Source organism: Zhongshania sp. (assembly GCF_041623545.1).
GTDB lineage: Bacteria > Pseudomonadota > Gammaproteobacteria > Pseudomonadales > Spongiibacteraceae > Spongiibacter.
Genome location: NZ_JBFJWS010000083.1, coordinates 1 through 11,465 on the forward strand (window position 1 = coordinate 1; position 11,465 = coordinate 11,465).

An 11,465-nucleotide genomic window follows, 5' to 3' on the forward strand; every position below is an offset into this window, starting at 1 on the left:
GAACGAGATAAGAAAAAGTGTTGGTCGGCTCATCAAAAAATGGCGTAACCAGCGGAGCTTGAGAGAGGTCAGTGGAAAAGGGTATTGAATTTGGCATTGTCGTCCTCTTGGCACTGCGTTGTTAATGAATGGCTTTGTGGGCAATCGCGCCGCGTATAATGTCGCGTAGTTAAGGTATTGTTTTATAAGAACTACTTGTCACAGAGCGGATTATAGCTCGAAAACCAAGACGGTAATGGCCATTGGCAAAAAATTGATGCGCTTGCCCGCTCCAATGCGACTAGTGAGGGAATTTAACACGGACAAGGCGCTGCCGGCCAACGCAGTTGAGCAGTGGCTGGACAAAAACCTAAGAGTGGCGTTATTGCCTTGGTTTGCTTGACCAATGCGAGGGTAATAAAATCCCTGCGGCCTTAATCGCGGTACTTTGCCTGTGGTCTTTTTACCGTAAGTTGGGTTTGCGTCACAGTGAATAAATTCGCAAAGTGAGCTCACTTTTCACATGGAAGGATTAGAGATGATCACACTGATTAAAATATTAATTTTTGGCGGAGCCAGTTTGTTAACGCCGAAATCAATTGACTTAGTTGATGCAACAACGTTAATCCCGTTGGCTGAGCCAATTAGTGCTATTACTGAGGCGGCCTCTCTCGAGATTGATGTGAGCCAATATGTTAACACTGAGAGTGAAGATAATGCTGTGCAGGCGTTTTCAGATGCGTTTCCGAATGCTTGTGTCAGCGCAATGCTACATTCTAAGTTTGGCGTGTCAGTGTATTTAGACAAGGTAGAAGGTCGAGTCGAAAATAATAAAAAATTACTGCGCTTAAGTGCATCGACGGGCATGGAAGCCGGCGTGAACTTTAATCGCCTTGAGATACATGCCTGTAAAGAAATACGACGCACCACGCTTATCTGGCATAACTATGACAAACCGTCGTTTTTGCCCTAATGTTAAGAAAAGAGTTTGAGGCCGGATTTTATGGCGAATGAGGCTATGCTGTTATGGAGCTTACTATTTAGCTCTGTTGGTTTGGGTTACTTTGTTTACGGTCGCAAACAAGGCAATAAAGTGGTGCTGTATACTGGCATTGCTTTGATGCTCTTTCCTTATATATTTAGCAGTGTAGTGACGGTGATTATAGTCGGTGTGTTATTGATGTGTGTGCCCCGGGTGTTGAAAGTATAATCACTTCGATTTTGTCCTTAGTCTTTGATTTTGGAGCCAATATGATTGAAGTAATTCATAATTCCGGCAATCACCTAGATATCGTGATCAACGGCAAGATAGACGCAGCGGGAATGCGATCTGCCTTGGATGCGCTGGTTACCGAGTCAGAAAATATTGAAGGCGGTACGATGCTGTATCGGATCGAGGATTTTCAATTTCCGTCACTCGCAGCGATAGCGATTGAGTTCTCGCGTATGCCTAAGTTGCTCAAACTAATTAAAAAATTCGAGCGTATTGCGGTATTAAGCGATAAAAAATGGCTGCAAAAAATCAGCGAAATTGAAGGTAAGTTTTTCCCTGGTTTGGATATAAAAGCTTTTGATTTTAAAGACTTGGAACGGGCTGAGGCGTGGTTGGCAGCAAAGTGATTCGCTAGTGTCGCAGCCCTTGCTTGCTTAAAACGGGAATAGCAATGGCGCAATCAGTAGCGTCGTTAAATAGGTGAGCACAAGCAAGGGTACACCGGTTTTGACGAAGTCAATAAAGCGATAGCGCCCGGGTTCGACGACGAGGGTAACAACCGGGGTTGCTACTGGCGTTGAAAACGCCGAGGACGCTGCGATGACGACGGTCACCGCCATAGGGTAAGGCGAGACGCCCATCGCGAGTGCAGCATAGATCGCAATAGGCGATACCAGTACCGCTGCGGCGGTATTGGATAGCACGAGGCCAATACTTGCGGTAAGAAAGAAAATGAGGCTTAGCAGCATATAGGGGCCGGCGCCCGCCGAGGCATTCATTAAGGCGTCGGCAATGAGCTCGGTGCCACCGGTTTTTTTCAAGGCTTCCGCAAGGGGCAACATTCCCGCGATCAACACCAGACTACTCAGATGAATCGACCGGTAAGCGTCTTCCATGCTCAAGCAGCGAGTAAAAACCCCCGCTAGCGCTGCCATTAAAACGGCGACGACCAAGGGCACTATATTGAACATGGTGAGGAATACCATGGTCGCGAGAATCAACAATGCGACGCGGAGTTTACGGTAGGAAGGCACCACATCACTGTGTTCACTGGGGAATTCGGTAAGGACAAAGTCATAAGACTTTTGACTAAGTTGCTGAATTCTGGCCCAGGATCCAACCACAAACAGACTGTCGGCGGTGTGTAGGCTGACGTCGCTAAAGTCGTCAACCGGCTTAAAATTGCGCCGCAGGCCGAGCACATGAACGCCGTAATTTGAGCGAAACTCGGCCTCTTTTATGGACTTACCCAAGAGCTGAGACTCGGGATGAATGAGAATCGCGGCCCCGCTAATATCCCACAGCCAGCGCTGGCGGTCACTTTTCTCAGTGGCGATTGGTCGTAGTGATTGCTCACTTACAAGGCGTTCGATGGCCTCTCTTTTGCCAAGGACTAGCATTGTTGTGCCCGGGGTAAGTTCTAGGCTTGGGGCGGGGGATACGATGTGCTTTTTACCTTGCCGATGGCGGCGGAGCACACCAACAATACGCACGTGGTAATTGGTCTCTAGCTGGGTTTCGGCAATCGACATTCCAGCGTATTTTGTGCCGGCATCAACACGCAGTTTTTGGTAAACACTACCGGGGCTGTATTCCCGCCAGAGTTCCTCTTGGGAGCGGTCGAGTTTACGCTCCGCTGGTTTGGCTTCTTTATTGCCCAATAGACGCCGCCCGACGAGGAGGATATAGGCAATGGCAACCGCGAGTACCGCGAATCCGAGGGGTGAAAAACTGAAAAAGCCAAAACCCGTGAAACCGGCTTTCTTAAGCTCTTCGTTAACGACAATATTTGGGGTGGTGGCGATCAGGGTGAGCATGCCAGAGATCAGCGCCGCATAGGACAGCGGTATTAACATACGCGATGCGTTGAGCTTGGTTTCAGAGGCGATACGCAGGACAACAGGGATAAACAAAGCAACGACGACCGTTGAGCTCATTACCGAGCCCAAGAGTGCGGCGCCGGCCATTATCAGTGCCAGCAAACGCGTTTCGCTCTGTTGGCCGTGTTTAAGGACCCAGTCGCCAACCACGCGGGCAACACCGGTACGGGATAGCATTTCGCCAATGACGAGCAAGCCTGCTACCAGTGCTACCACTGGACTGCCAAAACCGGCTATCGATTCTTCAATCGTTAATATTCCGCTTAGCATTAAGGTCAAAACAACGAGTAGTGACACAATGTCGAAGCGCACCCGATTGCTTGCCATCAAAATTCCTGCAACACCAATTAATGCGAAGACAAAAAGGGCTTCTTGGCTCATTGGTGAGGAATCCTGTCAGTTGCGGTGAGCGGGACATAATACCATTGCGGGCAGGCGATATTTATACGCGAAGTTGTGGCGCTAATACTGAGCATCATAATTGTCGCGCAGGCGTTGGTCTAAAAAGCGCAGCGGTTTGCAGAAGACATAGAATCCGATCGCGACCGCAATGACTAAGCCGCTGGCCAGTGTAACAGCGGTTTGCACGCCATAGGTCTCTGCAATCATCGACATTGGCAGTGTGCCCATAGGCGTAATGCTAAAGGACATCATCATAAAACTGGAGATGCGGCCGCGCACTTCATCGGGAACCAAGACCTGCACGGCGGCGTTGTTTAGGGTGCCAAACACACTGGCAAAGGCGTCGGCGATAAAGACCAGTGGCAGTGCTAATAAAAACCAGGGGCTAAGCGCAAAGGCGAACAGCGCCAATCCAAAGCAGATAATAGATAGCATCATCAGGGGGAGTCGCGCCTTACTATTGCTTAAGCCCGCCACATAAATAGAGCCTATTAAGCTACCGGCACCGCCGACGGCATAGAGTAAGCCTAGCCCTGTGGCGCCAACTGGCCAAACTTTCTCCGTGAATACAACAAGGAAGGACTGAAAAGGCATTGCTAAAAACATCGGTAAAATACCGAACAACAACATAATGAGGACGAGGTGATTATTGCCAACATAGCGGAAGCCTTCCACTAAATCGCTGACAACAGACTTGTCGGTTTTTTCTCGTTCAGAATGATTCTGTTTTACGCCGAGTAAACACAATAACGCCGTGGCGTAAAAAATCACCCCAACAGTATAAGCACCGGCAAGACTGAGTGTTGCGACCAGAAAACCCGCTAATGTCGGACCTAATATTCGCGTTGCTGACATACCCCCCATGGACAGTGCCATGGCATTTTGTAAGCCTTTTTTACCGACCACATTGACCACAATTGCGGTTTGCGCAGGCATGATTAATGGGAATACGCAGCCCATCACAGCCGAACTACAAAGCAGATGCCAAAATTGTAAATTGCCAGTGGCGAACAGACCTAAAATACTTAATTCAGCCAATATGAGGGCAATTTGTCCGCAGATAATGAGGCGTCGGCGTTCGACTCTATCTGCAATAACACCGCCAAAGGGGGCCATTAAAAACATTGGAATGGCGACCGCAAAACTGACTAGCCCCAAGTAAAGCGGGCTTTGGGTCAGCTCATAGGTAATCATCGAGCGGACGAGCATTTGGCCTTGCATGGCCAACATAAACGCCATATTGCTGGTGAATAGCCAGCGATACTGGGTGTTTTGGAAGGCAGCAAACATGCGTATTGGGCGCTTTGTGGCCATAAATGGTGTCGTTCTTGGCTAATGAAGTGAGTGGGAATGAATGGGGTGAGAAACCCTATAGTTTGACAGCACACGACACACTAGTCGAAGTTTCATTTGCCGTTCGGTGCAAGCCTAGAACGCTGGTCTATCCTGTTCACTAGACTTGGCTTCTTGTTAATACGTTAAAGCTATTGCTTTGATAGCAATATGCAAATTTAAACTATTGGCCAGGGAGGGTAACGTAGTAATACACGCTAGCGTTCTTGAGTTTTCATTAGCTAAACAAGTTGATCGCTTAAGCAAGATCAGCCGTAAGTTGTTAGTGTATTTTTGGTTTAAACCGCTTAAATGGAGAGAGATATGAGTGCAAATAACAATGAAGCTGGCAGTACCGGTAAATGCCCAGTAATGCATGGTTCACGTACCCAAGTGGCTGACCGCGGTACCGCGAATCAGGATTGGTGGCCAAATCAATTAAACCTAAATATTCTCCATCAGCACTCGCCCAAGAGTAACCCTATGGGCGCTGAATTTGATTACGCTGAAGAATTTAAAACGCTGGATTATGCAGCCCTTAAGCGTGACCTCACGGCCTTAATGACGGATTCTCAAGATTGGTGGCCAGCAGATTACGGTCACTATGGTCCATTTTTTATTCGCATGGCTTGGCACAGTGCTGGCACCTACCGTATTGGCGATGGCCGCGGCGGCGCGGGTACTGGCTCCCAGCGTTTTGCGCCGCTAAACAGCTGGCCAGACAATGGCAACTTAGATAAAGCGCGCAGATTACTCTGGCCGATCAAACAACAATACGGCAGTAAAATTTCTTGGGCAGATTTAATGATTTTGGCAGGCAATGTCGCCTTGGAATCCATGGGTTTTAAAACCTTTGGCTTTGCCGGTGGCCGAGTCGATATTTGGGAAGCTGAGGAAGATATTAATTGGGGCGCCGAGCGGGAATGGCTGGATGACGAGCGTTACAGTGGCGATCGTGATTTAGAAAATCCTCTGGCAGCGGTGCAAATGGGTTTGATATACGTTAACCCAGAGGGCCCCAATGGCAAGCCAGATCCCCTTGGTTCGGCGCGAGATATTCGCGAGACCTTTGCTCGCATGGCTATGAATGATGAAGAAACAGTAGCCTTGGTTGCAGGGGGACACACCTTTGGTAAAACCCACGGCGCTGGTGACACCGCTAATGTTGGCCCGGAACCCGAGGCCGCGAATATTGAAGAGCAGGGCTTGGGTTGGATTAACAGCTTTGGTAGTGGAAAAGCGGGAGACACGATTACCAGCGGCTTGGAAGGCGCGTGGACGGCAACGCCAACCACTTGGGATAACAGCTACTTTGATACTTTGCTTGGCAATGAGTGGGAGCTAACTACAAGTCCTGCCGGTGCACAGCAGTGGATACCAAAAGGTGGGGCAGCTAAAGACACGGTGCCTGATGCCCATGACCCAGCGAAACGTCACGCACCAATGATGTCGACTGCGGATATGGCCTTGCGTGAGGACCCTGAGTACCAGAGGATATCCAAGCGCTTCCACGCGAACCCCGCAGAATTTGCCGACGCGTTTGCGCGGGCGTGGTTTAAGTTAACCCACCGCGATATGGGGCCGGTGGCGCGCTACCTCGGGCCAGAAGTCCCTGCCGAGGAGTTGATTTGGCAAGATCCCCTGCCAGCCGTTAACCACGAGCTGATCGATAGCAAGGATATCGCCGCCCTGAAAGCCGCCATATTGGCAACGGGTTTGTCGGTGTCAGAATTGGTGGCCACCGCTTGGGGCTCGGCGTCGACGTTCCGTGGCTCCGACATGCGGGGTGGGGCTAATGGTGCGCGCATTCGTTTAGCGCCACAAAAAGATTGGGCGGTTAACGAACCTAAGCGACTTGCTAAAGTATTGTCGCAATTGGAAGGCGTGCAGCAGGTATTTAATGCGGCGCAGCCCGGTGACAAACAAGTCTCTATAGCAGATCTGATTGTGCTGGGCGGTGCTGCTGCAATCGAGTTGGCCGCCGAGCGCGCGGGGCAAGTGATTACCGTGCCGTTTACACCTGGGCGCAGTGACGCGTCTCAAGACCAAACCGACGTGGAGGCTTTTGCTGCGCTGGAGCCAGTCGCAGACGGATTTCGAAATTACCTGAAGCAACAATACAGTGTTAGTGCAGAAGAGCTGTTGATCGATAAGGCGCAATTGCTGAACTTGAGTGTGCCAGAAATGACGGTGCTGATTGGTGGCATGCGCGTGTTAAATGCCAATGTGGGTGAGAACCCACGTGGGGTTCTCACCACCGCAGCTGAAACATTAAGCAATGACTTTTTTGTGAACCTGCTTGATATGAGCACGAGCTGGAAGCCGACTAGTGAGGCCGATGTGTTTGAGGGGCGCGATCGTGGAACCGGAAAGGTAAAATGGACAGCGAGTCGGGTCGACCTCGTGTTTGGTTCTAACTCGCAACTGCGCGCCACCGCTGAAGTGTATGCCTGTAGTGATTCTCAGACACGGTTTGTGAATGACTTTGTTGCAGCTTGGGCTAAGGTAATGGATGCTGATCGTTTCGATCTACGTTAATAGGCTAATTAGGCGAGTCGAGCGTAACCCCACGGGGTTACGCTTACTAATTAATCAAATTGACTGAATAGCATTCGCGCGGTGTGCTTGCCGTTTAGGTGCTGCGAGATCGCGGTTTATATCACCGCATTTTCTGCTAGCGCTGCCAAGCGCTCTTCATCGACCCCCAATAATTGCGTCAACACGTCCTTAGTGTGTTGCCCTAATACTGGGCCCGGCCATTGGGTGCTGCCCGGCGTACCGACCAGCTTTGGCGCCATGCCGGGGATGGTTACGGTGCCGCCGGTGACCTCGACTTTTTCAAATAAGCCGCGGGCCTGAAAGTGAGGGTCCTCCGCCATGTCTTGGGCATTGTAAATCGGGCCAACGGGGACTCGCACAGCTTCCAGCTGCGTGATAACAGCCTGGATTGTGTGTTTAGAACACCAGTCGGAAATGGCAGCGTCTATTTTAAGTTGATGAATAATACGTCCGGCGTTGTCGCTCATTGCGGAATCGTCGGCAAAATCCTCACGACCTATGGCCGTCATTAGGCGCTTAAAAATCGAATCGCCGTTGCCGCCTATAACCACGTATTTGGCGTCACTGCAGCGGTAGGTGTTGGTGGGCACAATGCCGGTGAGGGTGGTGCCGGAGGCTTCGCGAATAATGCCTTCTTCAGCGTATTCGGGGACGACCGATTCCAGCATATTAAACATGGTCTCATAGAGCGCGACGTCGACGACCTGCCCCTTGTGTAAGCCGCGCTCGCGGGCGTTCAGCGCCATCAATATTCCGATTATGGCGTGCAGCGACGCGATACTGTCGCCCAAACTGAGGTTCGGTCGTACCGGCGCCTCACCGGGGAAGCCATTCAAATGTCGAAAACCGCTAATGCCTTCGCACACAGAGGCAAAGCCGGGCTTGTCGGCATAGGGGCCGGTTTGGCCATAGCCGGAAATACGGGTGTACACCAAATCGGGGTTATCGATTTTTAAATCTTCTGGTCCCAATTGCCAGGATTCCATAACACCGGGCCGAAAATTTTCAACTAATACGTCGCAGTGGCTAGCGAGTTCGCGGACGATGGCTTGGCCGTCGGGGTGGCGTAAATCCACGGTAACCGATTTTTTGTTGCGGCCTATGCTATACCACCACAGCGAGGTATCTCCCTTCATACAGCGCCAGCGCCGAATAGGATCGCCAACGCCAGGCGGTTCTATTTTAATTACTTCGGCACCAAAGTAAGCGAGCATTGCGGTGGTAAACGGTCCGGCTACCAGTTGGCCAAGTTCTAAAATACGAATACCCTGTAAGGGGCCGCGATTATCGGGTGAGGGCGTAGCGGGCGCAGTAGTCTTATTGGTCATATTTATTGCAGCCTTGGCTTTGCGGTCGTTGATTGTGCAATTTAAAGTGTCAACACACGCCGTAGAAATTGGTAGTTAGAATCGAGAAAATCAATACTGATTGGCGCCTCTGGTGCTATGACGTCGAAGGCGTGAGGGGCACCTTGCGCGATTTTTAGCTCACAGTTAACACCTGCTTTACTGAGGCGTGTGGCGTAGTGTTGGTCTTCATCGCTAAACAGATCGACACTGCCGACGCCTAACCACGTTGGCGGGAGGCCCTCGAGATTTTCGCGGCGTGCGGGTGCAGCATAGTTTGCTACGGCGCTCAGTCCCGGTGTGTGACCAAGGTAAAAGGACCACGCGCCGCGATTGTTATTATTATTCCAAAGCCGATGTTTAACCGTATCTAGCTCAGTGCGGTTGGCGGTGCGGTCATCGAGCATGGGGTAAAAAAGCGCTTGTCCGGCGGGCTGAATTCCACCGCTGTCGTGAATGCGTTGAACAAGGCCAGCGGCGAGGCCGCCGCCAGCGCTTTGTCCGGAAATAGCGATTCGGTTTGGCGACACGCCTAATTCTTCCGCTTTTTCTTGGAACCACTGCCAAGCGGCGAAGCAGTCATCGCTGGCTGCGGGGAAGGGATGTTTCGGCGCCAGACGATACTTTGCTGAAACCACCGTAATATTTAATTTTTTCGCGTAGTTGATACATTCGCGATCATTGATCGCTGGCTTGCCGATAATATAACCGCCGCCGTGTATCCACAGCAGCCCGGCACCAGAGGTCTGGCCCTCAGGCTGATAAACACGAACACCGGCCTCGCCAAAGCGATGATCGCTAATGGTAATACCCGGTACCGATTTTGGTTTGCCCTGCCATTTGGTATTCAATTGCAGCAGTTTCAGGAGCCAAGGTTTGTGAAACGGCACGGCCGGAATACGGCTATATACTTTTTGCAGCTGCGGGTTTAATTCATCGGTATTCATAACTAATCGTGATCTCGTCCTTGGCGCGCTTTGCGATTAACGCCGGTTGTTTTTATGGCGACCTATTACGGTCTATTGCGACCAAGTTGATCGTGGCTAGAGACCCACTCATCTGACACGATTGCCGCCGCAAGGGATAAGTCACCGGCTAATACCGTGGCGCCGATTATTTCAGCTAGTTTGCGGGCCTTGCCCTGACCGTAACAATCCATTATTTCTAAACATTCCCGCTGGGTGGGCAGACCAGTACCGCCGCCATAGCTGGCGCAAATAACGGAAGGCAGCGTGACTGAGTAGTACAAATCTCCCGCGGGTGTCAGATCCATAAAGGCAATGCCGGTATGAGACTCCACCACATTCGCCTCGTCTTGGCCGGTGGCAATAAACATAGACGCAATGCCGTTCGCCGAGTGAGGTCCGTTATAGGCCGAGCCCGCCAAAATAGCGCCGAGCACGGTGCGTTGCCGCAGGCGCACCATGCGCTCTGGGTCAGCGCGCATTAGATCTTTTAATACGTCTTTACTGATGGTTGCCTCTGCCACGACTTTTTTGCCACGGCTGTGTAGCAGGTTCATGTGCGAGTGCTTTTTATCGGTTTCGATTCCGCAGGACAGCGAGAAATTCTCAATCACGCCGGGGTAATTACCGAGTATCCACTGGCAGGCTTTGTGGGTGGCCTTGCCAGTCATATTTTGCCCAGCGGCATCGCCGGTACTGTAGTTAAAACGAGTGAATAATTTATTGGCGATCACCCAAGATTGGATGTTTTGCAGCTTGCCAATTGAGGTCGTACTTTCGGCTTGTTGGCGAATAGCGCTTAGCTCTTGCTCTAGCCATTGGGAAAAATGCAGAGCTTCTCGGGCGCTGGCAAATTCAAATAGCGGCGCGCGCTGCATGGATTCGCCTGTTACGGTCACGGTAGCGCCACCGGATTCTGAAATCACGCGCATACCGCGGCTATAGGAGGCGATCAAAGTGCCTTCGGTGGTCGCCATGGGCACATAAAAAACGCCCTGGGCGTGTTCGCCGTTAATTAAATAAGGACCCGCAACACCGACTGGCATTTGCACCACGCCGATAAAGTTTTCGGCATTACCTTCAACTACCTTGGGGTCCATGGAGTAATGCCCAGTGTGTTTGAGGCTAACCCCAGTTTCCGCTTCAATAAATTCCCGCCGCTGCTTGGCCGCCGCCTCGGAGTAATTGTTGTCTTTTATGCGGGGAATGGGTTTGCGTACACTCATAATTTTCTCTTATTTTAGGGGTAAGTCTGACGTCGGCATCCTGAGGTCAGACGAAAAGCTAAAAAATAGTCTGGCGTCGGATGTCAGGCGTCTGACGAAAAGCCAAAACAGGTCTTGAGGAAGTAGCGGCGGAAATAAAACTTCCGACTTAAGCCGCTACCCGCGTCATTTCGCCTTCGCTGCGCGCAATAATTACCGCGGCGCAGGAGTCACTAAACACATTTACGGCGGTGCGCATCATATCCAGTATCCGGTCCGTTACGAGCAACAGGCCGATGCCTTCTAAGGGCAGGCCTATAGCACCGAGAATGACGGATATGGCCACTAGGCTGGCAGCGGGTATACCCGCAACGCCGATTGAGGTGAGTAGGGCGACCATAACAATGGTGAATTGCTGCACAAGGCCAAGTTCTAAGCCGTACACCTGGGCAATAAACATCGCGGCAACGCATTCATAAAGCGCGGTACCGTCCATATTGACGGTGGCACCGAGGGGTAAGACAAAGCCGCTAACTTGTTTGGAAACGCCGGACTCTTCCTGAATACTTTTTAAGGTGAGGGGC

At 51.1% G+C, this 11,465-nt stretch carries 10 protein-coding genes; 4 read left to right on the forward strand and 6 right to left on the reverse strand.

Translation table 11 applies throughout. The features are described from left to right. The first annotated feature begins 517 nt into the window (after positions 1-517). From ABYT30_RS09640 to ABYT30_RS09650, 3 genes are read left to right on the forward strand one after another with little or no spacing between them, the layout of a single operon-like run. Positions 518-952: a hypothetical protein gene (locus tag ABYT30_RS09640; RefSeq protein WP_373096230.1), complete on the forward strand. Its 435-nt coding sequence runs from the start codon at positions 518-520 to the stop codon at positions 950-952. A 30-nt stretch (positions 953-982) separates the two neighbouring features. Continuing rightward, positions 983-1,189 (forward strand): hypothetical protein, encoded by a 207-nt coding sequence (locus ABYT30_RS09645; protein WP_373078806.1) that lies wholly within the window; start codon positions 983-985, stop codon positions 1,187-1,189. A gap of 41 nt (positions 1,190-1,230) precedes the next feature. After that, positions 1,231-1,599 carry an STAS/SEC14 domain-containing protein gene (locus ABYT30_RS09650; RefSeq protein WP_373078803.1) on the forward strand — a complete coding sequence of 123 codons (369 nt, stop codon included), beginning with the start codon at positions 1,231-1,233 and terminating at the stop codon, positions 1,597-1,599. A gap of 27 nt (positions 1,600-1,626) precedes the next feature. On the opposite strand, the gene ABYT30_RS09655 is transcribed toward ABYT30_RS09650, so the two are convergent. Both ABYT30_RS09655 and ABYT30_RS09660 read right to left on the reverse strand, forming a co-directional pair. Then, positions 1,627-3,453: an SLC13 family permease gene (locus ABYT30_RS09655; RefSeq protein WP_373096231.1), complete on the reverse strand. Its 1,827-nt coding sequence runs from the start codon at positions 3,451-3,453 to the stop codon at positions 1,627-1,629. An 81-nt stretch (positions 3,454-3,534) separates the two neighbouring features. Next, positions 3,535-4,788, reverse strand: coding sequence for an MFS transporter (locus tag ABYT30_RS09660; RefSeq protein WP_373078798.1), 1,254 nt, complete (start codon positions 4,786-4,788; stop codon positions 3,535-3,537). A 342-nt stretch (positions 4,789-5,130) separates the two neighbouring features. Between ABYT30_RS09660 and katG the strand changes: the two genes are divergently transcribed. Next, entirely contained in the window at positions 5,131-7,344 is a 2,214-nt protein-coding gene (gene katG / locus ABYT30_RS09665; RefSeq protein WP_373096233.1) for a catalase/peroxidase HPI, read from the forward strand. A gap of 116 nt (positions 7,345-7,460) precedes the next feature. Here the strand turns inward: katG and ABYT30_RS09670 are convergent, their stop codons facing one another. The 4 genes from ABYT30_RS09670 to ABYT30_RS09685 form a co-directional block, all read right to left on the reverse strand. Further along, complete coding sequence (locus tag ABYT30_RS09670) at positions 7,461-8,693, reverse strand: CaiB/BaiF CoA transferase family protein (RefSeq protein WP_373078792.1); 1,233 nt, start codon at positions 8,691-8,693, stop codon at positions 7,461-7,463. Between the two features lie 41 nt (positions 8,694-8,734). Beyond that, positions 8,735-9,658, reverse strand: a complete 924-nt coding sequence (locus ABYT30_RS09675; RefSeq protein ID WP_373078789.1) for an alpha/beta hydrolase — start codon at positions 9,656-9,658, stop codon at positions 8,735-8,737. A 65-nt stretch (positions 9,659-9,723) separates the two neighbouring features. Then, positions 9,724-10,902, reverse strand: a complete 1,179-nt coding sequence (locus tag ABYT30_RS09680; protein WP_373078787.1) for a hydroxymethylglutaryl-CoA reductase — start codon at positions 10,900-10,902, stop codon at positions 9,724-9,726. A 148-nt stretch (positions 10,903-11,050) separates the two neighbouring features. Beyond that, positions 11,051-11,465, reverse strand: a 415-nt coding sequence (locus ABYT30_RS09685; RefSeq protein ID WP_373096235.1) for a dicarboxylate/amino acid:cation symporter, incomplete at its 5' end; no start/stop codon positions are given.

Coding starts and splice junctions, on each gene's coding strand:
- ABYT30_RS09640 (WP_373096230.1), top strand. CDS start 518: ATGATCACACTGATTAAAATATTAATTTTTGGCGGAGCCAGTTTGTTA.
- ABYT30_RS09645 (WP_373078806.1), top strand. CDS start 983: ATGGCGAATGAGGCTATGCTGTTATGGAGCTTACTATTTAGCTCTGTT.
- ABYT30_RS09650 (WP_373078803.1), top strand. CDS start 1,231: ATGATTGAAGTAATTCATAATTCCGGCAATCACCTAGATATCGTGATC.
- ABYT30_RS09655 (WP_373096231.1), bottom strand. CDS start 3,453: ATGAGCCAAGAAGCCCTTTTTGTCTTCGCATTAATTGGTGTTGCAGGA.
- ABYT30_RS09660 (WP_373078798.1), bottom strand. CDS start 4,788: ATGGCCACAAAGCGCCCAATACGCATGTTTGCTGCCTTCCAAAACACC.
- katG (WP_373096233.1), top strand. CDS start 5,131: ATGAGTGCAAATAACAATGAAGCTGGCAGTACCGGTAAATGCCCAGTA.
- ABYT30_RS09670 (WP_373078792.1), bottom strand. CDS start 8,693: ATGACCAATAAGACTACTGCGCCCGCTACGCCCTCACCCGATAATCGC.
- ABYT30_RS09675 (WP_373078789.1), bottom strand. CDS start 9,658: ATGAATACCGATGAATTAAACCCGCAGCTGCAAAAAGTATATAGCCGT.
- ABYT30_RS09680 (WP_373078787.1), bottom strand. CDS start 10,902: ATGAGTGTACGCAAACCCATTCCCCGCATAAAAGACAACAATTACTCC.